This is a genomic window from Micromonospora sp. BS32, assembly GCF_059089345.1.
The window spans coordinates 48,543-72,647 of sequence record NZ_JBSSHR010000011.1 but is presented as its reverse complement, the minus strand read 5'-3'; the positions used below and the strand labels follow the sequence as shown (position 1 = coordinate 72,647).

Annotated in this window: 19 protein-coding genes; 8 read left to right on the top strand and 11 right to left on the bottom strand. The window is 73.6% G+C overall.

The features are described 5' to 3' along the window. Positions 1–77 precede the first annotated feature (77 nt). The 5 genes from AC5RWQ_RS17960 (at position 78) to AC5RWQ_RS17940 (ending at position 6,842) form a co-directional block, all read left to right on the top strand. The gene (locus AC5RWQ_RS17960; RefSeq protein WP_494283851.1) at positions 78–1,409 is read left to right on the top strand and encodes a glycosyltransferase family 4 protein; all 1,332 of its coding nucleotides are present in this window, start codon (positions 78–80) and stop codon (positions 1,407–1,409) included. A 73-nt stretch (positions 1,410–1,482) separates the two neighbouring features. After that, the gene (locus AC5RWQ_RS17955) at positions 1,483–3,342 is read left to right on the top strand and encodes a serine/threonine-protein kinase (protein ID WP_494283850.1); all 1,860 of its coding nucleotides are present in this window, start codon (positions 1,483–1,485) and stop codon (positions 3,340–3,342) included. A 91-nt stretch (positions 3,343–3,433) separates the two neighbouring features. Further along, positions 3,434–5,038 carry a serine/threonine-protein kinase gene (locus AC5RWQ_RS17950; RefSeq protein WP_494283849.1) on the top strand — a complete coding sequence of 535 codons (1,605 nt, stop codon included), beginning with the start codon at positions 3,434–3,436 and terminating at the stop codon, positions 5,036–5,038. Positions 5,039–5,139: 101 nt separating this feature from the next. After that, complete coding sequence (locus AC5RWQ_RS17945) at positions 5,140–5,949, top strand: metal-dependent hydrolase (RefSeq protein ID WP_494283848.1); 810 nt, start codon at positions 5,140–5,142, stop codon at positions 5,947–5,949. Positions 5,950–5,954: 5 nt separating this feature from the next. Then, complete coding sequence (locus tag AC5RWQ_RS17940) at positions 5,955–6,842, top strand: amidohydrolase family protein (RefSeq protein WP_494283958.1); 888 nt, start codon at positions 5,955–5,957, stop codon at positions 6,840–6,842. 4 nt (positions 6,843–6,846) lie between these two features. Here AC5RWQ_RS17940 and AC5RWQ_RS17935 read toward each other — a convergent pair whose 3' ends face one another. Next, positions 6,847–7,914: a phosphotransferase gene (locus tag AC5RWQ_RS17935; RefSeq protein ID WP_494283847.1), complete on the bottom strand. Its 1,068-nt coding sequence runs from the start codon at positions 7,912–7,914 to the stop codon at positions 6,847–6,849. A 47-nt stretch (positions 7,915–7,961) separates the two neighbouring features. After that, positions 7,962–8,555, bottom strand: a complete 594-nt coding sequence (locus tag AC5RWQ_RS17930) for a nucleotidyltransferase family protein (protein WP_494283846.1) — start codon at positions 8,553–8,555, stop codon at positions 7,962–7,964. Between the two features lie 483 nt (positions 8,556–9,038). Here AC5RWQ_RS17930 and AC5RWQ_RS17925 point away from each other — a divergent pair, with 483 nt between their 5' ends. Next, on the top strand, positions 9,039–9,734 hold the full coding sequence (locus tag AC5RWQ_RS17925; protein WP_494283845.1) for a L,D-transpeptidase family protein: 696 nt from the start codon (positions 9,039–9,041) through the stop codon (positions 9,732–9,734). Between the two features lie 86 nt (positions 9,735–9,820). Here AC5RWQ_RS17925 and AC5RWQ_RS17920 read toward each other — a convergent pair whose 3' ends face one another. Further along, a complete protein-coding gene (locus AC5RWQ_RS17920) occupies positions 9,821–11,161 on the bottom strand; it encodes a nicotinate phosphoribosyltransferase (RefSeq protein WP_494283844.1) in 1,341 nt (446 codons plus the stop codon). A gap of 272 nt (positions 11,162–11,433) precedes the next feature. Beyond that, positions 11,434–13,143, bottom strand: coding sequence for a bifunctional 3'-5' exonuclease/DNA polymerase (locus AC5RWQ_RS17915; protein WP_494283843.1), 1,710 nt, complete (start codon positions 13,141–13,143; stop codon positions 11,434–11,436). 102 nt (positions 13,144–13,245) lie between these two features. Between AC5RWQ_RS17915 and AC5RWQ_RS17910 the strand changes: the two genes are divergently transcribed. After that, complete coding sequence (locus tag AC5RWQ_RS17910) at positions 13,246–15,057, top strand: ABC transporter ATP-binding protein (protein WP_494283842.1); 1,812 nt, start codon at positions 13,246–13,248, stop codon at positions 15,055–15,057. Then, positions 15,054–16,781 (top strand): ABC transporter ATP-binding protein, encoded by a 1,728-nt coding sequence (locus AC5RWQ_RS17905; protein ID WP_494283841.1) that lies wholly within the window; start codon positions 15,054–15,056, stop codon positions 16,779–16,781. The genes AC5RWQ_RS17910 and AC5RWQ_RS17905 overlap by 4 nt, the downstream gene beginning before the upstream one ends. A 3-nt stretch (positions 16,782–16,784) precedes the next feature. Here the strand turns inward: AC5RWQ_RS17905 and tnpB are convergent, their stop codons facing one another. From tnpB to AC5RWQ_RS17870, 7 genes are all read right to left on the bottom strand, one after another. Then, positions 16,785–18,179 (bottom strand): IS607 family element RNA-guided endonuclease TnpB, encoded by a 1,395-nt coding sequence (gene tnpB, locus AC5RWQ_RS17900; protein WP_494283840.1) that lies wholly within the window; start codon positions 18,177–18,179, stop codon positions 16,785–16,787. Beyond that, the gene (locus tag AC5RWQ_RS17895) at positions 18,169–18,747 is read right to left on the bottom strand and encodes an IS607 family transposase (RefSeq protein WP_494283839.1); all 579 of its coding nucleotides are present in this window, start codon (positions 18,745–18,747) and stop codon (positions 18,169–18,171) included. The genes tnpB and AC5RWQ_RS17895 overlap by 11 nt, the downstream gene beginning before the upstream one ends. A gap of 169 nt (positions 18,748–18,916) precedes the next feature. Next, positions 18,917–19,873: a carbohydrate ABC transporter permease gene (locus AC5RWQ_RS17890; protein WP_494283838.1), complete on the bottom strand. Its 957-nt coding sequence runs from the start codon at positions 19,871–19,873 to the stop codon at positions 18,917–18,919. A 13-nt stretch (positions 19,874–19,886) separates the two neighbouring features. Then, on the bottom strand, positions 19,887–20,828 hold the full coding sequence (locus AC5RWQ_RS17885) for a carbohydrate ABC transporter permease (protein WP_334491753.1): 942 nt from the start codon (positions 20,826–20,828) through the stop codon (positions 19,887–19,889). Positions 20,829–20,873: 45 nt separating this feature from the next. After that, positions 20,874–22,286, bottom strand: a complete 1,413-nt coding sequence (gene ngcE / locus AC5RWQ_RS17880) for an N-acetylglucosamine/diacetylchitobiose ABC transporter substrate-binding protein (protein WP_334491754.1) — start codon at positions 22,284–22,286, stop codon at positions 20,874–20,876. A 26-nt stretch (positions 22,287–22,312) separates the two neighbouring features. Beyond that, the gene (locus AC5RWQ_RS17875) at positions 22,313–23,062 is read right to left on the bottom strand and encodes a sugar isomerase domain-containing protein (protein WP_334491756.1); all 750 of its coding nucleotides are present in this window, start codon (positions 23,060–23,062) and stop codon (positions 22,313–22,315) included. Continuing rightward, the gene (locus tag AC5RWQ_RS17870) at positions 23,059–24,006 is read right to left on the bottom strand and encodes a MurR/RpiR family transcriptional regulator (RefSeq protein WP_334491758.1); all 948 of its coding nucleotides are present in this window, start codon (positions 24,004–24,006) and stop codon (positions 23,059–23,061) included. Before AC5RWQ_RS17870 ends, AC5RWQ_RS17875 begins: the two co-directional genes overlap by 4 nt. Between the last annotated feature and the right edge of the window lie 99 nt (positions 24,007–24,105).

Below are 24,105 nucleotides of genomic sequence, written 5' to 3'. Positions count from 1 at the left end.
CCGACCTCGGGCGACACGGAGGCACCCTGCACGGGTGTCGATCGGCGCGCGCCCGGGACCAACTCAAAGGGGGCCGCATGTCACCTGACGCCGACGTGATCGACATCCACCCCGCCCGGCACCAGCGGGTGCTCATCCTCTCCTGGGAATACCCACCCGTGCTGGTCGGCGGCCTCGGCCGGCACGTACACGCCCTCTCGGTCGCCCTGGCCGCCGCCGGTCACGAGGTCACCGTCGTCACCCGGCACGCCGACGGCGCACCCCTGGAGGAGTACGCCGACGGGGTGCGGATCCTGCGGGCGCCGGAGGACCCGGTCACCTTTCCGCTGGCCACCGGCTCACTGCTGGCCTGGACGATGGCGTTCAACCACACCCTGACCCGGACCGCCCTGCGCGCCGCCGAGTCCGGCGACTACGACGTCGTGCACGCCCACGACTGGCTGGTCGCGCACACCGCGGTCACCCTCGCCGACCACCTGGACCTGCCGCTGGTCACCACCATCCACGCCACCGAGGCGGGCCGGCACCAGGGCTGGCTGCCGGAGGAGATGAACCGCACCATCCACGGCGTCGAACACTGGATCAGCACCGCCTCGGCCCGGGTGATCGCCTGCTCCGGGTACATGCGGGAACAGGTCACCCGGCTCTTCGACGTGCCCGCGGCCCGGGTCGACGTGGTCGCCAACGGCGTCGACCACCGGGCCTGGCACGCCCGCCCCCGCGCGGTCACGTCGGCCCGCGCCCGGTTCGCCGCGGACGGCCCGCTGATCGGGTACGCCGGCCGGCTGGTCTACGAGAAGGGCGTCCAGCACCTGGTGCACGCCGTGCCGCACCTGCGCGACCGGCACCCCGGGTTGCGCGTGGTGATCGCCGGCGACGGGCCGTACCGGGAGGAACTGGTGGCCGAGGCGCGGCGGCTGCACCTCGGGGAGACCGTCCGCTTCGCCGGTTTCATGAACTCCAGCCAGCTCCCCGCGGTGCTCGCCGCCACCGACGCGACCGTGATCCCCAGCCTCTACGAGCCGTTCGGCATGATCGCCCTGGAGGCGGCGGCCGCCGGGGCGCCGCTGGCGGTGGCCCGCACCGGTGGGCTGGCCGAGATCGTCGAACCGGGCGTCACCGGGGTGACCTTCCCGCACAGCGACCCGGAAGCCCTCGCCGGCGCGGTCGGCCAGCTCCTCGGCGACGAGGTCTTCGCCCGCCGGGTGGCCCGCCGGGCCCGCACCATGGTCGCCGAGCGGTACGGCTGGGCCACCATCGCCGCCCGGACCGCGGGCGTCTACGCCGCCGCCCGCCGGGACCACGGCAGCTTCCAGGCCCGCCGGGCCGCCACCCAGCTCGCGGGTGGACGGTCCCGGATCACCATCCCCGAGGGGAACCTGCTGGCGATGGACGGAGCGGCCTGCTGACGCGCCGGCCCGACGACCGATAGGTCTCCCCCGATCCATTGGCTAAGTTGTACGTCGGCCAACGGTGAGGAGCATGGTGCAGCAGGTGACGATCGCCGGGCGGTACCGACTGCTCGAACTGGTCGGTCGGGGCGGGATGGGGCGGGTGTGGCGGGCCCGGGACGAGATGCTGCACCGTGAGGTGGCGGTCAAGGAGGTCGTCCCGCCGCACTGGCTCGCCGAGTCGGAACGCGACGAGCTGCAGCTGCGCACGCTGCGCGAGGCGCGGACGGCGGCCCAGCTCAACCACCCCAACGTGGTACGGCTCTACGACGTCGTCCAGGTCGACGACCGGCCGTGGATCGTGATGGAGTACGTCGCCTCCCGGTCGTTGCAGACCGTCCTGGACACCACCGGCCCGCTCGACCCCGTGCGGGCGGCCGACATCGGGCTGGCGCTGCTGGCCGCGCTGCGCGCCGCGCACACCGCCGGGGTGCTGCACCGGGACGTGAAGCCGCAGAACGTGCTGGTCGCCGAGGACGGCCGGGTCATGCTCACCGACTTCGGGCTGGCCGTCTTCGACGGCGGCGACGGGCTGATGACCCGGCCCGGCATGGTCTTCGGCTCCCCCCAGTTCGTCGCCCCGGAACGGGCCGCCGAGGGGGTGTCCAGCGTGGAGGCCGACCTCTGGTCGCTCGGCGCCACCCTGCACGCGTCGGTGGAGGGGCGGTCCCCGTACGCCCGCAGCACCGCCATGGCGACCCTCGCGGCGCTGGCCTCCTCGCCGCCGGACCCGGCCCCGCACGCCGGCCCGCTGCGTCCCGTGCTGGAGGGGCTGCTGCGCCGTGACCCCCGGCAGCGGATCGGCCACGACGAGGCGAACCGGCTACTGGAGACGGTGACCCGGCCGGCGCCCATCTCGGAGCCACCGACGGTCGTGCTGCCGGTGGCCCGCACGGCGGTGATCGCCCCTCCCCCGCCCTGGCCCGGCACGGCGAAGCCCGGCGGCTCCGGTACGACGCCCGGGTCCGCCCCGGCGGGCTCGGCCGACCCGTGGGCCGACGGGCCGGGCGGCGGTCCCGGGGACGTCCGCTCGGGCCGGCCGACGGCCGGCTCCGGGGCGGAGCGGGAACGCGGCGGGCAGGGGGCGAGCGCCGGGTCCGGTTCGGACCGGGACGACGCCGGACGGAACGGCCTGCTGGCCTGGCTCACCTCGGGCGAGCGGCGCTGGGCGCTGGCCGCCACGGCCCTGCTGGTGGCCGCCGTCGCCGGGGTGGGCACCGCGCTCGCCGTCACCCGCAACGACCGCAAACCCACGCTGGTCATCCCGGCGAGCGGGGAGCCCGGGGAGCACCCGGACCGGCACGATCCCGACGGGGACGGGCCGCCACCGCCGCCCGGTGGCCGCGGCCCGGTGACCCCGCCGCCGTTCCCGTGCCTGCGGCGCGAGGCCGCCGGCACGCCGGTCACCGTCCTGCCCACGACCACCGAGGACGGCTTCCACCCGCCGTCCGGCTGGACCTGGTACGCCGGCGACGGCTACCGGGTGGCCGTACCGGTCGGCTGGCTGCGCTCCCGCCAGGGGGCGGTGGACTGCTTCCGCGACCCCGGCTCACCGCTGACCCTCAGCGTCCAGGCGGTCGCCCCGGGCACCGACCCCGTGGCCCGGCTGCGGACCGAGGAGCAGCAGCAGCTCACCGCCGGCACCCTGGTGGAGTACCAGAAGCTCCAGCTCGGACCGGCCGGCGACGGCGGGGCCGCCTGGGAGTCCCGCTGGACCACCCCGTTCCGGGAACGGCACCACGCGCTGCGGCTGCTGCCCGGCGGGGACCGCGCCGGCTGGCTGATCGGCTGGAGCACCGCCGACCAGCAGTGGGACGCCGCCCAGGAACGGCTCACCGTGGCCCGGGACAGCCTGCGCGGCCGGAGGGCGGAGCAGGTCTCCCCCACCTGAGGCGCAGCCACCGCCGCACCGGGCGTGCTGCGGATGAGAATGCCGACCGCCCTGGATATCGTGTACCCGGGGGTAGCCGAGGGGGAACGACGTGCAGCAGCAGCTGGTCGCCGGGCGGTACCGGCTGCTCGATCTGGTCGGCAGCGGCGGGATGGGCCGGGTCTGGCTGGCCCGCGACGAGATGCTGCACCGCGACGTCGCGGTGAAGGAGGTCGTCCCGCCGAACTGGCTGGCCGAGTCCGAGCGCGAGGAACTGCGGCTGCGGACCCTGCGCGAGGCGCGGACGGCGGCCCGGCTCAACCACCCCAACGTGGTGCGCATCTACGACGTGGTGCACGACCGGGACAGCCCGTGGATCGTGATGGAGTACGTGCCGTCCCGCTCGGTGCAGCAGATCCTCGGCACCGACGGGCCGCTGGAGCCCGGCCGGGTCGCCGAGATCGGGCTCGCGGTGCTGGCCGCGCTGCGCGCCGCGCACGCCGCCGGGGTGCTGCACCGCGACGTCAAGCCGCACAACGTGCTGGTCGCCGACGACGGGCGGGTGGTGCTGACCGACTTCGGGCTGGCCACCTTCGACGGCGGCGACGGGTTGATGACCGGGCCGGGCCTGGTGCTCGGCTCGCCGCAGTTCGTCGCCCCGGAGCGGGCCCGGGAGGGCGTGTCGGACCCGCGCACCGACCTGTGGTCGCTCGGCGCCACGCTGCACGCCGCCGTCGAGGGGCAGTCCCCGTACGCCCGGGCCAGCGCGATGGCGACGCTGAGCGCGCTGGCCACCGAGCCGCCCGACCCGGCGCTCCGGGCCGGGCCGCTGCGGCCGGTGCTCGACGGCCTGCTCCAGCGCGACCCCGCGCGGCGGCTGACGGCCGCCCAGGTGGAGCCGCTGCTGCGGGCGGCGCTCCCCGACCCCGCCGCGCTGCCGGAGGCGGGGCGAGGGCCGCGCCACCTCGTCCCGGCCCTCGACGGCGCGCCACCGCCCGGCCGGTCGGACGATCCGGCCCCGGCCGCCGGCGCCGCACCGCGCGGCCGGCGCCGCACGCTGGTCGCGGCCGGCGCCGCCGCGGTCACGCTGCTCGCGTCGGCCTGGGTGGCGCTGGCCCTGCGGGACACCGGCGGGGGCGGCACGCCGTCGATGCCGGGCTCCGACGGCGGTACGACGGTGGCCCGCCCCGGCGCCTTCCCCTGCGCCGCGCCGGCTCCCGCCGACGCCCGCCCGGTCCCGTCGGCGCCCCCGCCGTCCGGCGTCCGGTACGGGTTGGTGCGCGGTTGGACCTGGTACGAGGATCCGACCGGCTTCCAGATCGCCGTCCCGATCGGCTGGCTGCGCTACCCCGACGGGGCGGCCACCTGCTTCCGGGAGCCCCGCGGCGCCCGGGTGCTGAGCGTGGCGGCCGGCGCCGCCCCGGCCGACCCGGTGGCGTACTGGAAGACCGAGGAGCGCCGGCTCACCGGGGCGGGCAAGTTGGCCGCCTACCGCCGGGTCGACATCAGCCCGATGGACATGTTCCAGGGCGGCGCGCTGTGGGAGTGCGCCTGGACCACCGCCGCCGGCGACCAGGTGCACAGCGCCCGGATGATCCTGACCGTCGCCCCGGGGCGGGCGTACACCGTCGCATGGTTGACGAACGAGTTCGACTGGCAGGTCAACGCGACATACTTGCTGATGATCCGGCAGAGCTTCAGGTTGGTTCCCGCCTGACATCATCCCCTGTGGACCGTCCGGATGATTGCCCCTCGCAGGCCGCTCTGACACAGTGGCGTAGTTTTGTGGATCAAGAACCTGGGGAGGGGCGAGGCGACATGATGGGACCGTCCCACGCGCTGTCCGGCGCGGCCGTGTGGCTGACCGGATCATGGGCGCTGGACCACTTCACCGACTACCACCAGTCGCCGCTGGCGCTGGCGGTCGGCACGGCGGTCTGCGCCGGCGGCGCGCTCTTCCCCGACCTCGACCTCTCCGGCAAGGTGACCCGCAACCAGGGCGGCGCCACCGTGGCCCGGACCTTCGGGGTCTTCTCGCTCTTCATCGCCGAGGTGATGGAGAAGATCTCGCTCGGCGTCTACTACGCGACCAAGCTCAGCCGCGACCCGCGCCGCAACAACGGCCACCGGACGCTGACCCACACCCTGCCGTTCACCGCGCTGGTCGGCTGGGGCACCACCGCGCTCTGCACCGCGTACGGCAAGTGGGCCGTGGTGGGCGTCCTGTTCTTCATGATCGGCCTGGCCCTGCGCGGGCTCTTCGACGAGTGGGCCGAGCGCGCCGGCTGGGTGATCGTGACGCTCGCCTCGGCCGGCGCCGCCTGGTACACGTTCGCCAACCTGCCGGGCGACCGGGGCTACCCGATGATCGGGCTCGCCGTCGGGGTGGGCTGCTTCGTGCACATCCTCGGCGACATGATCACCAAGGCCGGCGTGCCGATCCTCTGGCCCATCCCGATCAAACGGCGGATGTGGACGATGGTCGGCCTGCCCAACAGCATCGCCCTGCGCACCGGCAGCAAGGCGGAGGTGGTGGTGCTGCGCACCGCGCTCACCCTGCTCTCCGTCCTCGCCGCCGTCGGTCTGGTGGCCCCGTCGGTGCTGCACCGCTTCAACATCGAGGTGTGAGCGCGCTGCCGCCCGCCGACGACGACGCCGTACCCGCGTTCTGGCGGGAGCTCGGCCTGCCCGGGCTGGCCGACGTGCACGTGCACTTCCTGCCGCCCCGGCTGCTGCGCCGGGTCTGGGCATACTTCGACGCCGCCGGGCCGCTGGTCGGCACCGAGTGGCCGATCCGGTACCGGTGGAGCGACCAGGAGCGGGTGGCGCACCTGCGGCGGATGGGCGTACGGGCGTTCAGCGCGCTGGCGTACCCGCACCGGCCCGGGATGGCGGCCGAGCTGAATCGGTGGACGCTCGACTTCGCCCGCGCCACGCCCGGCTGCCTGCCCTCGGCGACCTTCTTCCCCGAGCCCGGGGCCGACCGGTACGTCGCCGACGCCCTCGCCGAGGGCGCGCGGGTGTTCAAGGTGCACGTCCAGGTCGGCGGGTTCACGCCGACCGACCCGGCGCTGGACCGGGTGTGGGGGCTGCTCGCCGAGACCGGGACCCCGGTGGTGGTGCACGCCGGGCACGCCCCGGTCGGCACCGCGCACACCGGGCCGGAGGGCTTCGCCGCGCTGCTGGACCGGCACCCCCGGCTGGCCGCGATCGTGGCGCACCTCGGCGCGCCCGACTACGCCGCCTTCCTCGACCTCGCCGAGCGGTACGAGCGGGTCCGGCTGGACACCACCATGGCGTTCACCCCGTTCTTCGACCGCTTCGTGCCGTTCCCCGCCGACGAGCTGCCCCGGCTGCGCGAGCTGGGCCTGGCCGGGAAGGTGCTGCTGGGCAGCGACTTCCCGAACATCCCCTACCCGTACGCCACCCAGTTGGCCGGGTTGGCCCGGCTCGACCTGGGCGACGACTGGCTGCGGGCGGTCTGCTGGGACAGCGCCGCCGCCCTGTTCGACCTGCGCTGACCGGTCAGTCGAGCGTGTCGGCGGCCCAGGCGGCGAGCAGGTCCAGCACGGGCCGGCGGCCGGCGAAGATCGCCGCCTCGTCCCGCCGGTCGTAGGTCTGGCCGGTGGCGCCGCCCGCCCGGTTGAGCATCACCGGCGCGAGCCAGAAGTACTTCGCCGCGCCGGTCGCCCGGACCGCGCGGACGACCGTCCCCGGTTCGACGGCGCCCCGCAGCCCGTCGAGGTAGCCGTCCAGCACGGCGGCGGCCACGTCGGGCAGCAGCCCGACGTCGACCAGGCCGTCGAGGAAGGTGTCGAGGACCAGGTTGGCGGCGTCCTCGCCGATCGGGCCGGGGCCGACGAAGGACCAGTCCAGCAGCACCGGGCCGGCGTCGGTGAGAACCAGGTTGGTCGGCCAGACGTCGTGGTGGCTCAGGGTGCGGGGCAGCCGGTCGGTGGCGGCGAGGACGTCGTGCCGCCGCCGCCAGAGCGTCCGCAGGCCGGCGCGGAGCGGCTCCGGCCAGGCCGCGACGGCCACCGGATGGTCCCACCGCACCGGCTCGGTGACCGGCCGGCTGAGCGTGTAGTCGCGCAGCCAGTCCCGGGCCAGCCACTCGTGGCCGGCCGGCGGCGCCGGCCGGCGGGCGGTCGGCACGGCCGCGACGGGGGCGGCGAGCCGGGCGGCGTGCGCCACGCCCAGCCGTCGGGCCACGTCGTGCAGGTCGTCCACCGTGCACTCGGTGCCCGGGCGACCGGCCGCCTCGGTCAGCCAGAGCGCCACGCTGCCGTCCGGACGGTCCTCGACGGCCAGCGGCGCGGGCCCGGTCAGGCCGGCGTCGGCCCAGCCGGTGGTGGCCAGCCCGCTGCGGTACGCCTCGACCTCGCGCCGCCAGTAGTTCCAGTGCCCCGGGTCGTCGCTGCCGGCCCAGTGCGCCGGGCCGCTGCCCGCCCCCGGCGGGGTGATCAGCTTGAGCACCGCGGGGCGGCCGGCGTACCGGGTCCGCCAGATGCCGCCGGTGACCCCGTTGAGCGGGTTGTGGGTCAGCGCCTCGGCCGGCGCGTCGGGTTCGAGCAGGTCCGCGGGGGGTCGCACGCCGTGACCCTAGCCCGTCGGGCCCTCCGTCGCCGTCCCGCGCCGGCTCAGACGCCGACCCGCTGCGGCGGCACGGTGAGCCCGTAGAGCGCCATCAGCTCGGGCGTGTCCACCCGGCTGCCGTCGGCCACCGAGTCGCAGGAGATGTCGACGATCTGGTCCTTGTGCGCCAGCAGGTACGGCCGGGCGCCGACGTCCGCGCTGGCCAGGGTGGCGATGCCGGACCAGTGCCGGCGGCCGAAGAGCATCGGGTAGCCGCGCAGCCCGTCGTAGGTGGCGCAGACCAGCACGTCCGGGTACGGCAGCGCGGTGACCCGGCGCACCGCGGCGGCGGTCAGGCCGGGCATGTCCACCGGCACCACCACCACCGCCTCGATCTCCTCGTCGGTGAGAGCGGCCAGGCCGGCCCGGATGGAGGAGCCGACCCCGGTGCCCCAGGCCCGGTTGATCACCACCGTGGCCCGGCTCAGGTCGGCGGTCTCCCGGACCTGGTCGGCGGCGGCGCCCAGGACGACCACGATCTGCTCGCAGCCCGCCTCGGTCATCGTGTCGATCATCTGGTTCACCAGGGGCTTCTCCCCCTGGTGCAGCAGCGCCTCGGGTCCGCCGATCCGGCGTCCCCCGCCCGCTGCGATGATCATTCCTGCGATCCGACTCAGCGGGCCACCTCCACTGTTGACGGGAACCGCCGCAGCGGCTGGCCGCTTCCGTCCCCTCCTACGCACACCGGGTGCAACGACCACCGCGGCGATGAGTGTCGGGGCGAAACGGATAATTGACGCAGCTGAGACCGCGGCAGCCCGACGACGCCGGCCCGCCCCCAGGCGGGAGCGAGCGTGCGGGCGTTCGTCTATCCACATCCGACGACGACATGTGCGACAACCGACAGTGCACCGCATCTGCCGGGATCGGCGCGGCGGTTGAACCTGCCACCATGGTCCTGACCTCGAAGAACAACCGACGACAGGTCGGCAGCACCCGTTCAGGCATCAAGGCTAATTGTTGTATGGGGGACAGCGGCCCATCGCCTCGGCGAACTACGGTCAGGTGACAGAGTTCCGAAGGGAGGAACGATGGTTCCCGCTACACCCAAACGACACCCTCGCTCAGGCAAGGCTCTCGGGGTGGTCGTCCTGGTCGCCACCAGCCTGCTCATTCCCGCCCAGTCAGCGTCGGCGGGCGGTCGCATCTCCACCACGGCCGCCACGACCTTCGCCACGCAATCACTCGCCACCCAGGCGCTGGCCACGACCCTGCCGGTACTGCGCCAGGGTTCGCGGGGCACCGCGGTGACCAACCTCCAGCGGCGGCTCGCCGCGCTGCACTACGACGTGGGCGCCGCCGACGGGATCTTCGGACCCTCGACGTACCACGCGGTCGTCGCCTTCCAGAAGGTGAACGGCCTGACCCGGGACGGGATCGTCGGGCCGTACACCTGGGCAGCCCTGGACCACCCGGTGATCCCCAGGCCGAAGTACACCCACTCCGGCTACTCGCTGGAGACGAACCTGACCAGGCAGGTGCTGTACCTGGCACGCGCGGGGTCGGTCGTACGGATCCTGGACGCGTCGAGCGGAAAGTCCAGCACCCCGACGCCGACCGGCAACTTCACCATCCAGCGCCGGATCGACGGCTGGCGGGAGAGCTCGCTCGGCCTGCTGTGGCGGCCGAACTACTTCTACTACGGCTACGCGGTGCACGGCGCCACGTCCGTCCCCACCTACCCGGCCAGCCACGGCTGCGTCCGGGTGCCGATCCCGGCCATGAACCGCCTGTGGTCGACCATCTACGTCGGCGTACCGGTGCACATCTACCGCTGACCATCGCCACGACGGCGGCCCCCGCTCCCCCGGGTGGCCGCCGTCGACGATGTGCCGCTCCCCGCGTCGGCCTCGCCACGCCGTGGTCAGAACCTGCCGCCCCTCCCCACCTGTGCGGTCACCCGGTCGCGGAGCGCGGCGAGCCCGGGGCTGACCGCGACGGTGGGCGGGATCGGGTCGGCCAACCGGCGCGCCGCGACGGGCAGCCAGGCGAGGTCCGCGTCGAACCGGTGGCGGGCGGCCCGCACCTCGCCGGCCGGATCGGCCGCGTCCAGGCGGCGTCCGCCGCGCATCACCGGCACCAGCAGCGACTCGCGGCCGGCCGGTGGCGGTTCGTCGCGCATCCCGACCACGTCGCCGCTCTCCCCGCTTGGATCACGAAAGACCTGCTTGGGACCCGGCAGGGTGGCCTTGCCGGGCGACAGCTTGAGCACCGGCCGGTCGCCGAAGGCGACGAGTTTGTAGGCGCTGTCCAGGGAGGGCGCGTCGAAGGAGACACCCATCCGGGTACCGACGCCGTAGGCGTCGATCGGCGCGCCCTGGGCGACGAGGGCGGCGATGACGTCCTCGTCCAGGCTGCCGCTGGCCACGATCTGCGCCCGGGTGAGCCCGGCGCCGTCCAGGATCCCGCGCGCCTCCCGGGCCAGCGCGGCGAGATCGCCCGAGTCGAGCCGGATCCCCAGCGGCCCGGTCAACCCCAGCTCGGTGACCACGTCGACGGCGGCCCGCACACCGGCGGGGGTGTCATAGGTGTCGACGAGGAACACCGGGTTCGTGGGAAAGTCGGCGGCGAACGCCCGGAACGCGGCACGCTCGTCGGGAAACGCCTCGACGTACGAGTGGGCCATCGTTCCCGACGGTCGGAGGCCGTAGCGCCTCGCGGCCTCCACGTCGCTGGTCGCGGCGAAGCCGGCGATGGCCGACGCCCGGGCCACGCCCGCCCCGGCCTCGATCCCGTGGGTACGGCGGAACGCGAAGTCGATCAGCTGCGCGTCCGGGGCGGCGAGCCGGCAGCGGGCAGCTTTGCTGGCCACCGTGGTGTGGAAGGTGAGCAGGTTGAGCACGGCGGTCTCCACCAGCTGCGCCTCGGCGATCGGCGCGGTCACCTCCAGCAGCGGCTCGTCGGCGAACACCACGCGGCCCTCCGGCACGGCCCAGACGTCCCCGGTGAACCGCATCCCGGCAAGGGCCGTCAGGGTTGGCGGGTCGAGCCCGACGACGTCGCGCAGATAGCCCAGCTCCTCGTCGTCGAACGCGAAGCCTTCCAGGAACGCCAGCGCCTCGGCCAGCCCGGCGGCGACCAGGAACCCACGCCGGGGTGGCAGGCGGCGGACGAAGAGGCTGAACGTGGCCTGGTCCACCATGTCGCGGCGCAGATAGCTGGCCGCCATCCGCAGCTCGTACAGGTCGGTACGCAAGCCCGTCATGCCACCCCCACCCGCTCGCCGCCGCCATCAGCGGGCCAGCCCGCTCCGGGCCCGCGCGGCGTCGGCACAGCCGAGGACCGGCGGTCGCTGGACGCGCCGGGACGGCATCCGTTGCCGGACAGCTGCGGGTTCACGCTCCCACTGTCTTCGATCCAGGGGCGCAGCGGGTCGCATATCCATCATCGTCGTCGAAGGTCGCGGGGTCTGAAGCGCCATTGCGGCGACGGCGGGACAGCACGAGCAGCACCACACCGAGGGCGGCCGGCGCGCCCTCAGGTCGCGTCGGCGTAGCAGTCGACGATGGACACGTCCAGCGGGAAACGGACCGGAGTGTCCCCGAAGAGCAGCGCCGACGCCCGCGCCCCCGACCGGGTCACCGCCTCGGCGACCGCCTCGGCCCGCTCCGCCGGGCAGTGCACGATCACCTCGTCGTGCTGGAAGAAGACCAGCTCCGCCTCGGTGCCGGCCAGCTCGCCGCGGAGCGTGGCGAGCAGCGTGGACGCCCACTCGGCCGCGGTGGCCTGGATGACGAAGTTCCGGGTGAACCGGCCGCGCGACCGGGCCGCCCGGGCCCGCGGCGACTGTGGGTCGCCCCCGAGGTCCGGATCGGGCGCCCCGTCGTCACCGCCGGTGAAGCCGGCCGTCCCCGGCGGGCAGGTACGCCCCAGCCAGGAGCGGACCAACCCGCCCGCCTCGCCGGTGCGGGCGGCCGCCTCGACGTACCCGAACGCGGTCGGGTAGCTGCGCTTGAGCACCGCCAGCGCGGGCAGCGCCGCCCCGCCGGTCTGGCCGTACATCGCGCCGAGCAGGGCCACCTTGGCCCGGGGCCGGTCACCGGCGAAGGCGTCCTGGGCGAGGGCGGCGTAGAGGTCGCCGGCCCCGCCCGCCGCGGCGAGCCGGGCGTCGCCGGAGACCGCGGCGAGCACCCGGGGCTCCAACTGGCCGGCGTCGGCCACCACCAGCCGCCAGCCCGGGTCGGCCATCACCGCCCGCCGGATCACCTTGGGGATCTGCAACGCCCCGCCGCCCCGGGTGGCCCACCGCCCGGAGACCACCCCGCCGGGGACGTACTCCGGCTGGAACCGGCCGTCGGAGACCCAGGCGTCCCGCCAGGCCCGGCCGTGCGCCGTCCAGATCCGGTAGAGCTCCTTGTATTCCAGCACCAGCGGCACCGCCGGGTGGTCGACGCCGCGCAGCACCCAGGCCCGCGTGTTGGGCAGCTCGACCCCGGCCCGGGCGAAGGCCCGCAGCAGCTCCGCCGGGGAGTCGGTGTGCAGCTGGCGAACGCCGAACGCGTCGGCGATCAGGGCGGCCAGCTCGGCCAGCCGGCGGGGCGGCCCGCCCACCGGGGACGCCTCGCCGAGCAGCTCGCCGAGGATGGCGTCGTGCACGTCGGCGCGCCACGGCAGGCCGGCGGCGGCCATCTCCACCGCGATCAGCGCACCGGCCGACTCGGCGGCGACCAGCAGCCGGAACCGGCCGGGGTGCGCGGTCGCGGCGACCCGGGCGAGCTGGTCGGCGTACACCCGGGCCAGCGCCTCGATGCCCGGGCCCGGCGGCCCGGGGACGGCCTCGAAGAGCGACCCCTGGCCGTCGCCGGGCGGGGCCGGCGGCCGGGGCGGCGGGTCGGGCGGCACGGCCGCGCCGGTGAGCCGGGCGTACGCGGCGGCGAGCGAGCGCGGCTCACCCCAGCGGCCGGCGTGCCCGAGCAGCAGCGCCTCGGTCAGCTCGACGTCGTGGCAACGGTCCAGCCGCACCCCGGCCCGCAGCAGCGCCGGGTAGAGCGTCGCCCCGGACGCCCACACCCAGCGCGGACGGTCGGCGGCCTCGTGCGCGGCGACCGCGGCGGCCAGGTCGGTGACCGGCTCGGCCGGGCCGGCGGGCGAGCCGTCCCCACGCAGCGGCTGGAGCACTCCCCCGCCCCGCTCGTCGGACACCACCGCCACCAGCACGGATGCGATTCTGCCTCGCCCCTGTGACACCGGCCGCGCCGCACGTCCCGCGCCGCCCCGAGGCGGCCGGGAGGAGGACGACGAGGCGTAAACGGGTCGGTGCGCCGCCGGCCGGCTCGGTAGCGTGTCCGGATGCCCCCACGGATCCCCCACCGCGACCCCGGGACTCCGGACACCCGGGGGCCGCTGCGCTATCTCTGGTGGCTGGTCCGCCGCCAGCCCTGGCGGGTGCTGCGCGGCAGTCTGCTCGGCACGGCCTGGATGATCGGGCTGTCGGTCCGGCCCTGGCTGATCTCCCGCGCGGTCGACGACGGGCTGCGCGGGAAGGACACCCGGGCCCTGTGGTTCTGGGTCGCGGCGATCGTGGTGGCCGGCGTCGGCCTGTCGTACCTGGGCATCATGCGGCACCGCACGATGACCTACATCCGGGAGGACGCGAAGGCCCGCTCGGCCGCCGTCGTGCTGCGGCAGGTGTCCCGGGTCGGCGCGGCGCTGCCCCGCCGGGTCGACGCGGGCGAGGTGGCCACCGTCGGCGGCTCCGACATCGACTGGACGGCGCAGGTCCTGACGCTGACCGGGCCGGGGGTCGGCGCGGTCGTCGCGTACGGGGTCATCGCCGTCGTGCTCTGGTCGATCTCGCCCTTCCTCGCGCTCTGCGTGCTGGTCGGCGTGCCGGCGGTCGGGCTGGTCGTCGGGCCCCTGCTGCGCCGCCTCGAGCGGGCCGAGTCGGTCTACCGGCAGCAGCAGGGCGCCCTCACCGCCCGGTCCAGCGACATCGTGGCCGGGCTGCGGGTGCTCGCCGGCGTCGGCGGCCGGGGCCTGTTCGCCCGCCGGTACGCCGCCCGGTCCCGGGAGCTGCTGGCCGAGGGCTACCGGGTCGGCGCGGTGAACAGCTGGATCGACGCGGCGACGGTCGCCATCCCCGGGTTGTTCCTCGCGGCGGTGGTCTGGTTGGCGGCCCGGATGGCGGTGGGCGGCGAGATCAGCATCGGGGAACTGGTCGCGGTCTACGGCTACGTGGCGACCCTCGTCGTGCCGGTGTGGTTCCTGCTCGAGGGCAGCCACCAGCTGATCCGGGGGCGGGTCGCCGCCCGCCGGATCATCGCCCTGCTCAAGCTGGCTCCGGACGACGTCGGCGGCCCCCGGACCGTCGGACCTCGCACGGTGCCCGACACCCGGCCGGCGGAGGCCGCCGCCGCGCCGGTCCGCGCCGCGGACCTGCACGACCCGGTGACCGGGCTGACCGTCCGCGCCGGCCGGCTGACCGTCGTGGCGGCCGACGACCCGGCCGCCGCCGGGGCGCTGGCCGACCGGCTCGGCCGGTACGTGGCCAGCGACGTCACCTGGGGCGGCGTGCCGCTGGCCAGGATCGCGCTGGACGAGGTGCGGGCCCGGATCCTGGTCGCCGACCACGACTCGTACCTCTTCGCCGGCCCGCTGCGCGAGGTCCTGCTCCCCCGGCCGGCCGGCGGCGACGCCCGGCCCACCGACGACGACCGGATCGTCGCCGCCCTGCGCACCGCGTCGGCCGAGGACGTCGCCGACGCCCTGCCGGCCGGGCTGGACACCCCGCTCGACACCCGGGCCCGGACGCTCTCCGGCGGCCAGCGGCAACGGGTACGGCTGGCCCGGGCGCTGCTGACCGAGCCGGAGGTGCTGATCCTCGTCGACCCGACGTCGGCGGTGGACGCGCACACCGAGGCCCGGATCGCGCAGCGGCTGTGCGAGGCGCGGGCCGGCCGGACCACGCTGGTGCTGGCCACCTCGCCGCTGCTGCTGGGACGGGCCGACACGGTCGCTCACCTGCGCGCCGGCCGGATCGTCGCCACCGGCAGCCACGCCGACCTGCTGGACCGGGACCCCGACTACCGGCGCCTGGTGGCCCGGGACAGCGCGGACCCGGACGTGGACCGGGCCGGCGACGCCGAGGGGGCGCTCCGGTGAGCGGGCTGCCGGTGGCCGACCGCCCCGCCGTCCGCCGGGCGCTGCGGGACCTGATCGGCCGGCACCGACGCGCGGTCGCCGTGGTGCTGGTGTTGCAGGGCGCCGCCGCGATCGCCGGGCTCGCCCCGCCGTGGCTGCTGGGTCGGATCGTCGACCGGGTCACCGCGGGCACGGGCGTGGCCACCGTCGACCGGCTGGCACTGGCGATCGGTGGCTGCGTGCTGGTCCAGGCGCTGCTCTCCCGCTACGCGCAGTACACCGGCCACCGGTTCGGCGAGCGGGCCGTCGCCGAACTGCGCGAGGACTTCGTCCGGGCCACGCTCGGGTTGCCGGTCTCCGTCGTCGAGCGGGCCGGCTCCGGCGAGCTCGCCACCCGCAGCTCGGTCGACGTCGCCACCGTCGGGACCACCGTCCGGGACGTGGTGCCCACCATCGTCATCGCCTCGGTGCAGCTGACGCTGCTGTTCGCGGCGATCTTCCTGCTGCACCCGCTGCTCGGCCTGGTGGCGCTGGCCGCGCTGCCGGTGATCTGGGCGGTGGCCCGCTGGTACCTGCGGCGGGCCAGTCCCGCGTACCTGGTCGAGGGGGCCGCCGCCGCGGAGCTGACCGGGACGCTGACCGCCACCGCCGAGGGGGCCCGCACGGTCGAGGCGCTCCGGTTGGCCGACGAGCGGATCGGGCACGGCACCGGGGACATCGCCCGGGTGTGGCAGGCCCGCCGGGCGACGCTCAGGCTGCGTACCGTCTTCTTCTCCGTGGTGGAGGCCAGCTACCCGCTGCCGGTCGCCGCGGTGCTGCTCGTCGGGGGGTACCTGCTCTCCCGGGGGCTGGTCTCGCTCGGCGCCGTCGTCGCCGCCGCGCTCTACCTGCAACAGGCGATCGAGCCGCTGGACCGGCTGCTGCAGTGGACGGAGCAGGCGCAGCGCGGCTTCGCGTCGTTCGCCCGGGTGCTCGGGGTCGGCCTGGTGCCGCCGGAACCTCCCGGCCGGACCGCCGCGCCGCGGGGCGAGCGGCTGGTGGTGCGCGGCGCGCGGTTCGCGTACGCCGGGCACGACGTCCTGCACGGCATCGACCTGGAGGTACGGCCCGGGGAGCGGCTGGCCGTGGTCGGCCCGTCGGGGGCCGGCAAGTCCACCCTGGCCCGGCTGCTCGCCGGGATCGACGCGCCCCGCCAGGGCGTGGTCAGCATCGGCGGCTGCCCGGTCACCGACCTCGACCCGGCGGAGCGTCGCCGCCGGATCGCCCTGGTCACCCAGGAGCACCACGTCTTCATCGGCTCGGTCCGCGACAACCTCGCCTTCGCCGCCCCGGACGCCTCCGACGACCGGATGCGGTCCGCGCTGGCCGCGGTGGGGGCCGACTGGTTCGCCGCGCTGCCCGACGGGCTGGACACCGCGCTCGGCGACGGGGCCCGGCAGCTCGGCGCGGCCGAGGCCCAACAGCTCGCGCTGGCCCGACTGGTGCTCGCCGACCCGCACACGCTGATCCTCGACGAGGCGACCGCGGCCCTGGATCCGACCACCGCACGACGGACCGAGCGGGCCCTCGCTGCCCTGCTCACCGGGCGGACCGTCATCGCGATCGCGCACCGGCTCAACACCGCGCACGACGCGGACCGGGTCGCCGTGCTGGCCGAAGGCCGGATCACCGAGATCGGCAGCCACCACGACCTGGTCCGCGCCAACGGCCCCTACGCCGCCCTCTGGCACTCCTGGCACCACTAACCGTTACCTTTCAGTGTGCTCTGGGGAGCATGTGATTGGTAGTCCCGCTTGCGGGACGGTCCCGGCCTTACCCACCTGGGCGGTGCCGGGTTGACGCTTCACGGCCACCGGCCCGCTGGGGCGGGTCTTACGGTCGGCTCCACGTCCTGCCACCGGGCCACTCCCGGCAGTTGTCGCCTCACGCGCGAGCGCGGCGAGGTTGCGTGCGGCGTTGACGTCCCGGTCGAGGACCAGCCCGCAGGTGGTGCAGGTGTAGGTGCGCGCGGACAGGGCAAGCTTGGCTTTCACCGTGCCACAGGCCGAGCAGGTCTTGCTGGAGGGACACCAGCGGTCAGCCACCACGAAGTGGCCGCCGTTCCATGTGGTCTTGTACGCCAATTGCCGGCGTAGTTCGCCGAAGCCGGCGTCGGCGATGCGCCGAGCGAGGCGCCGGTTGCGTAGCATGCCGGCCACGTTGAGGTCTTCGACCGCGATGGTGCCGTACTCGCGGGCCAGCCGGGTGGTGAGCTTGTGCAGGCCGTCGCGGCGCAGGTTCGCCACCCGCGCGTGCGCCCGGGCCACCTGCCTGCGCGCGCGTTCCCACCGGTTCGACGGCTGCTGGCCGCTACGCCGATCCGGGCCGACACGCCGTGACAGGCGCCGGGCGAGACGCCGCATTCGACGGGCCGCGTCCTCCAGGTGGCGGGGGTTGGGCTCCATCGTGCCGGTGGACAGCACCGCCAGGTGCTTCACCCCGACGTCCACGCCGACCACCGCCTGCGGGCGCGCCGGTGTGCGCTCGACCCGGTCGACCTCAACGGTGAACGCGACCTGCCACCGCCCGGCGTCACGGCGCACGGCAGCCGACATGATCCGGGCCGTGCCCGCTTCCAGGCGGCGGGCGAGCTTGCGGGCGGACTCGTGCAGCTTGAGCCGGCCCAGCCGGGGCAGCACGACGTGCTTGCGGTCCGGCTCCACCCGGATCGCGCCCGTGGTGAACCGCACGGACGGCGTGCTGCGGCGACGGGACTTGAACCGGGGAAACCCCACCCGCCGCCCCGCCCGCTTACCGGTGCGCGAATCGGACCAGCTCTTCAAACCGCGGGCCAGGGCGTCGAGGCCGGTGTTGAATGCCTCCTTGGAGCACTCGGCCCACCACGGCGCCACGTCCGGCTTGGCTGCGTTCCACGCCTTGCGCAGCGCCGGCAACGACCACTCGATCGTCGGCGTCAAGCCCGACTCCGCGATGCCGTAGGAGCGTTCGGCGGCACGCTGCTCCATGACCGCCTTCACCCGGGCGAGGGCCCAGTTGTACGCCACCCGACCCGCGCCCGCGTGCGCCAGCACCGCCCGTTCCTGACGCGGCGTCAGGTCCAGGGCGAACCGGTACGCCTGCACCACCATCACATCAATCACCATCGTCCATCGCCGCCGCGACGGCCCGCCGAGCCCGGTTGGCGGCGGCCCGACGCCCATACAGACGGGCGCACAGGCTGGTCAGGATCTCGGTGACATCCCGCACCAGGTCGTCGTCCACCTCCGCCGGGTCCACCACGAGCAGCCGACGACTCTGAGCGGCCAGGGCCGCCTCGACATACTCGACGCCGAAGCGGGCGAACCTGTCCCGGTGCTCTACCACGATCGTCGTCACCGTCGGGTCGCGCAGCAGGGCGAGGAACTCCTTGCGATGCCCGTTCAGCGCGGACCCGACCTCGGTCACCACCCGGGACACGACCAGCTGCTGTCCGGTCGCCCACATAGTCACCCGCGCCACCTGCCGGTCCAGGTCAGGCCGCTGGTCAGCCGACGAGACCCGGGCGTACACCACCGCCTGCCCGCCACTGGGTGCCGCCGCGGCGAGAGGATCGCCCACCATGATGAGCCGGCCCAGCCGGAAAGTGGGAACAGGCAGCGTCCCAGCCGCGTACTGCCGCCGCGCGGTCACGTACGCGATGCCCTGCGACGCCGCCCACTCCTTCAGATTCACCCTGCTCACCATAGCAAGTTCAAGACCGCTAGAGTCTACTGTGGCGCTATCTGTTGTCTGCCCCATTCCACCCCCGGCGAGCGCCCTCTTTCACGAAAAGAGTGGCTATCCGGCGCGGAATAGCCACTCTTTCCGTGAAAGTGCGTCGACCTCGGGCGGGAGGAGGGGGCTACTTGCTGATGTTGGCGGTCAGGCCGGACTGGACCTGGCGTTGGAAGACGATGTAGACGATGAGCACGGGGAGCATCGCCATGGTCACGCCGGCGAAGAGGCCCGACCAGTCGGACTTGTAGCCCTGGTTGACGGAGAGTTCGATCAGGCCCTGGGAGATAACCTGGTTCTTCGGCTCGCCCGCGACGGACTGCATGAGCAGGGTCGGCAGATACCACTGGTTCCACTGGCCGAGCACGTTGAAGATGCCGATGCTGATCAGGCCCGGCTTGGCCATCGGCAGCATGACGCTGAAGAAGAGCCGGCTGTGCGACGCCCCGTCGACCATCGCGGCCTCGGCGATCGAGTTCGGCAGCGTCTTGAAGAACGAGTGCATGAAGAAGATCGTGAACGACAGTGACCAGGCGACGTAGACCATGACCAGCATGACGTGCTTGTTCGGGCCGAGCAGCGGGAAGACGACGCCCATGTTGTAGACGCCCTTGAACAGCGGCACGGCGGCCAGGTAGATCGGCAGCGTCAGCCCGGACAGGAACATGTAGTAGATAAGCCGGTTGCCCCGGAACTCGTAGCGGGCCAGCACGTAGGCCGCCATCGAGCCGAGCAGCATGGTCAGGAAGACGCTGCCGACCAGCACCAGCAGGGTGTTCAGGAAGAACGCGCCGAGGTGCCCCTGGCCCCAGGCCCGGCTGAAGTTGTCCCAGTGCAGCGTGTCGGGGATCAGCGACAGCGGCTCGCGGATGACCTCCGAGTCGGCCTTGAACGCCGACATCACCACCCACAGCAGCGGGTAGATCACCATCACGGCCCAGACCGCCAGGAACAGGTGGGAGAACCCGTTGAAGATCCGCGTGCCGACGGCGCCGGCGCGGGACTGCGTCCGTCGCGGGGGCGCCGGCTGGGTGGGTGGGGTCTGGTCGGGCCGGATCAGACCACCGTGCGTCGCTGTGCTCATCGTCCAGCCTCCTTTAGAACTCGATACGCTCACGACGGGTGATCCTCAGCTGCGCCGCGGCCAGCAGGATCGTGAAGATCGCCAGCGACACGCCCATCGCGCAGGCGTAGCCGAACTGGCCCTTCTGGAACGCGGTGAAGTTGAGCACCGACGCGAAGATCTCGCTGGCGTGGTTCGGTCCGCCCTGGCTGGGCGTCATCACGAACACCAGGGCGTACATGTCCAGGGCGATGAAGCCCAGGTACACCCAGGCCACCGAGATGGTGTCCCGCAGCAGCGGCAACGTGATCCGGAAGAAGGTGTGGAAGCGGCCGGCGCCGTCGAGGAGCGCCGCCTCGTAGATGTCCCTCGGAATCGACTGCATCGCCGCGGAGAAGAGCACCATGTAGAAGCCGGCTCCGCTCCACACCGCGATCAGCAGCAGCCACCAGAGCACCGCCGGTACGCCGAGGAACGGCTCCGGGTCGGCGGTGAAGGCGATCGGGTTGTCGGCGTCGACCAGCCCGACCTTGATCAGCAGGCCGTTGATCAGGCCCTGGTTGTCGGTGCGGTAGATCTGCTGCCACATCACGGCGATGACCACCAGCGACAGCACCTGTGGGAAGAAGAAGATCACCTTGTAGACGGCGGAGCCGAAGACCCCCCGGATGCCCGCCCTGTCCTCGCGTCCGCCCACGTTGAGCAGGAACGCGAGGAACAGGGCCAGGGCGATGGTGAACAGCGGCACGGTGACCAGGAAGAACACGTTGTGCCAGAACGCCTTCCTGATCAGCTCGTCGGAGACCAGCCGGACGTAGTTGTCCAGCCCGACGAACTCCTGCTTGTCGGAGTACCCTCCCCAGTTCGTCAGCGAGTACCCGGCGGCCTGCGCGAAGGGCCACACCACGTAGAAGAGGTACAGCGCGACGGGCAGGGCCAGGAATCCCGTGACGAAACGCGCAACACCGTGCCGCATTCCCCACTCACTCTCTCGTTCGGGTCGGATGGTCCGGCGCGACCGTCAGGCGCGGGTCTGCTTCTTGATCGACGAGTCCTTGGCGACCTTGTCGGCGGCCGCCTGCATCTTGTCGACGAACTGCTGCGCGGTGAGCCGGCCGGCCATCAGCTCCTCGGAGAGGTTCTGGCTCTCCTTGTCGAGGTCGGCGTAGAAGTCCCAGATCTTGACCTTGATCAGGTCCTTGGGGGCGTTCTTCATCAGCTCGTTGGCGGTGGTCAGCGAGGTGTCCTGGACGTTGTCGCCGGAGCCCTTGGTCGAGGCGAGCGACTTGGTCAGCTCGGCGAACTTGGCCGAACCCGACTTGGAGAGGACGGCCCGGAGGAACTCCTTGGCCGCCGCCTTGTTCGGGGCCTTGCTCGGCACCACGATGCCCTCACCGGCGCCCGCGAACACGTCCTTCGGCGCCTTGTCGCTGGCGCCCAGGCCCCAGTAGTCCGACAGCTTCATCTCGAAGCCCGGCGGGATGGTCGCCGACATCTCGTTCTTCAGCCAGGTGCCGACCTGGATGAACGCCGCCTTGCCATCGAGCCACGCCTGCTGGGACTGGGTGTGGTCGAGCTTGCCGGGCAGGAGCAGCTTGTCCTTGACCAGCTTCTCCCACGCCTGCAGCGCCGGCAGGACGCCGTCCGCCTTCCAGGCGTTCTCCTTCAGGTTGTCGATGTCGATCACGGCCTGCCTGCCGGCGGACTTCCAGATCGTCGCCATCAGCGCCCAGCGCGGGTAGTAGCCGTGCACCGCGTCGTGCACGTACGGCGCGATGCCCTTGGCCTTGATCTTCGGGGCGAGGGCGAAGAAGTCGTCGAAGGTCTTCGGCGGCTCCCAACCCTCCTTGGTGAAGAGCGCGCCGTTGTACCAGTTGCCCCAGACCGTGTAGGCGACGTTGACCACGTAGAACTTGCCCTGGAAGGTGCCGTCCTCGACGGTGCCCGGCAGCAGCGAGTCGGCCACCGTGCCGTCGCCGTCCCAGGCCGGCGCGGTGAGCAGGTCGTCCAGCGGATCGATCGCGCCCTCGTTGATCAGGGTGCTGATGTCCATCATGTCGGCGCCCGAGTTCATGACGACGTCACTCGGCTGAGTGGTCATCTTGGGCTGCTCTTCGGTCTTGATCTTCTGGGTGGAGCTCATGTTGACCGTGACGTTGGCGTGCTTCGCGTTGAAGACCGCCTTGTCCTCCTTGGCCCACTGGTCACCCAGGCCGCCGTTGAAGATGACCACCTTGACGGCGCTGCCGTCCTTGATGCCGAACGGGTTGTCCTTGCTCTTCGCGGTGCCGGCGTCGTCGGACTTGGTCGGCTCGCTGCCGGCGCAGGCGCTGAGCAGGCCGGCGGCCGGGGTGACGAGGAGACCCGCCGCGGCGGCCCGCCGCAGCAGGGTCCGGCGGCTGAGGTCACCAGGGATCTCGGGGGTAATCGACATCGTCGTCTCTCCTTGTGGTGTTCGGGTCAGGCGGTGCGCCGGAGACGCCCGGCGTACCGCGACTCGAGGGCGAGGTTGTGCTCGTCCCCACCGGGGACGTTGGCGGAGAGGTAGATAGGGGGTACCTCCCCGGCCTGGTGGAACCGTCGTACGACCTCCGCGGTCAGCAGCTGCGCCAGTAGCGCGGCGGTGACCGAGGAGACCGCACAGACCGCGCCGCCGCCCTCGAGCGGCAGCAGTGCGTCGCCGTACGGCGCGCCGTTGTCCAGCACGACGTCGGCGAGATCGACGAGCCGGCGTCCGGACGGGTGCCGCGGGGCGACCCGTGCGGTGTGCGCGACCGAGGTGACCGCGATCAGCGGGTGGCCGCGCTCCTTGACCAGCAGCGCCAGCTCGACCACCGAGCCGTTGATGCCGGACTGGGAGGCGACCAGGAAGACGTCCCGCGGCTGCGGCCCGGCCAGGGCGTAGAGCTCGTGGGCCACCGCCGGGTCGCGTTCGAGCTTGGGGTCGGCGAGCACGTCGCGGGGCGCGTCGCCGTGCAGCACGAGATCGTGCAGGGAGATCCGGTTGGCCGGGACCAGCCCGCCGGCGCGGGCGACCAGCTCGGCGGCGAACGCCTCGGAGTGGCCGGCGCCGAACGCCTGGAGCATCCCACCAGCGCGCAGGCTCGTCGCGATCGTGTCGGCGGCGCGGGCGATGGCCTCGGACTGGCTGTCGACCAGCCGGTCGAGGACGGGTCGAACCGCGTCGGCGTACCCCCGGGCACTGATCATGAGCTGGTCCCCTTCGCGGCCTTGTGCCCGTCGACGGCCTGGGCGGTACGCCGGAAGGCCGCGTGGGCGCGGTCATGGGTGCGTTGCGCGACGGCGATGTAGAGCAGGTCGAGCACGACGAGCTGGGGGTGCCGGGCGGAGAGGGCGTCCGGCCGGAAGGTGGTGGCCTGGCTGGCGGTGAGCAGCACAATGTCGGCCAGCTCGGCCAGCGGTGAGCGGGGGAAGCCGGTCAGCGCCACGGTGGTGGCGCCCCGGCTGCCGGCCTCGGCGAGCATCTCGATGGTCTCCCGGGTCTGGCCGGTGTGCGAGACGCCGAGGGCGACGTCCCCGGCGCCGAGCAGCGCGGCGCTGGCCAGGCCCTCGTGCACGTCGCTCCAGGCCCAAGCGGCCACCCCGATGCGGTGCAGGCTGAACTGCATCTCCGCGCCGACCAGGGCGCTGCCGCTGGCGCCGAAGATGTTCACCCGGGCGGCGCCGGCGATGGCGACGGCGGCCCGTTCCACCTCGGCGAGGTCGAGCAGCGCGGCGGTGTCGTGCATGGCCCGGGTGTCGGCGGCCATGATCTGGTCGAGCACCCGGCCGAGGGGGTCGCTGGGCTGGATCTCCCGTCCGATGTCGACGGTCCAGCCGGCGGAGCGGGCCCGGCCGGTCTCCGACGCGATGCCCAGCCGCAGGTCGGCGTAGCCGTCGAAGCCCATCGCCCGGCAGAACCGGGTGATGGTGGCCGGCGAGGTGCCGCTGCGTTCGGCCAGCTCCACGATGGTCGCCCGGGCCGCTGCCTCCGGGTCGCTGAGCACATGCTCGGCGACCCGGCGCAACGCCCCCGTCAGCTCTCCCAGCCCGGCCCTGACCCTGGCCAGCACCCCGTCGGCGCCCCGCCGGTCGACCGCGTCGGCGTCGACCACCGCGGTCCCCGCGGGGGTGTCCACCTCGTGATCAACCATGGGAGCGCCTTTCGAAAAGAGTGTTAACTGTTAGTGGTAAAAGTTCTTACTGAAGGCCCCTCCGTGTCAAGAGTGTGGGCGAAGTTTTCAAACTGTTAC

What these genes read in the sequence shown, in the direction of transcription:
- AC5RWQ_RS17960 (WP_494283851.1), top strand. Translation starts at nt 78, where the DNA reads ATGTCACCTGACGCCGACGTGATCGACATCCACCCCGCCCGGCACCAG.
- AC5RWQ_RS17955 (WP_494283850.1), top strand. Translation starts at nt 1,483, where the DNA reads ATGGTGCAGCAGGTGACGATCGCCGGGCGGTACCGACTGCTCGAACTG.
- AC5RWQ_RS17945 (WP_494283848.1), top strand. Translation starts at nt 5,140, where the DNA reads ATGATGGGACCGTCCCACGCGCTGTCCGGCGCGGCCGTGTGGCTGACC.
- AC5RWQ_RS17930 (WP_494283846.1), bottom strand. Translation starts at nt 8,555, where the DNA reads ATGATCATCGCAGCGGGCGGGGGACGCCGGATCGGCGGACCCGAGGCG.
- AC5RWQ_RS17920 (WP_494283844.1), bottom strand. Translation starts at nt 11,161, where the DNA reads ATGACGGGCTTGCGTACCGACCTGTACGAGCTGCGGATGGCGGCCAGC.
- AC5RWQ_RS17910 (WP_494283842.1), top strand. Translation starts at nt 13,246, where the DNA reads ATGCCCCCACGGATCCCCCACCGCGACCCCGGGACTCCGGACACCCGG.
- tnpB (WP_494283840.1), bottom strand. Translation starts at nt 18,179, where the DNA reads ATGGTGATTGATGTGATGGTGGTGCAGGCGTACCGGTTCGCCCTGGAC.
- AC5RWQ_RS17890 (WP_494283838.1), bottom strand. Translation starts at nt 19,873, where the DNA reads ATGAGCACAGCGACGCACGGTGGTCTGATCCGGCCCGACCAGACCCCA.
- AC5RWQ_RS17885 (WP_334491753.1), bottom strand. Translation starts at nt 20,828, where the DNA reads ATGCGGCACGGTGTTGCGCGTTTCGTCACGGGATTCCTGGCCCTGCCC.
- ngcE (WP_334491754.1), bottom strand. Translation starts at nt 22,286, where the DNA reads ATGTCGATTACCCCCGAGATCCCTGGTGACCTCAGCCGCCGGACCCTG.
- AC5RWQ_RS17875 (WP_334491756.1), bottom strand. Translation starts at nt 23,062, where the DNA reads ATGATCAGTGCCCGGGGGTACGCCGACGCGGTTCGACCCGTCCTCGAC.
- AC5RWQ_RS17870 (WP_334491758.1), bottom strand. Translation starts at nt 24,006, where the DNA reads ATGGTTGATCACGAGGTGGACACCCCCGCGGGGACCGCGGTGGTCGAC.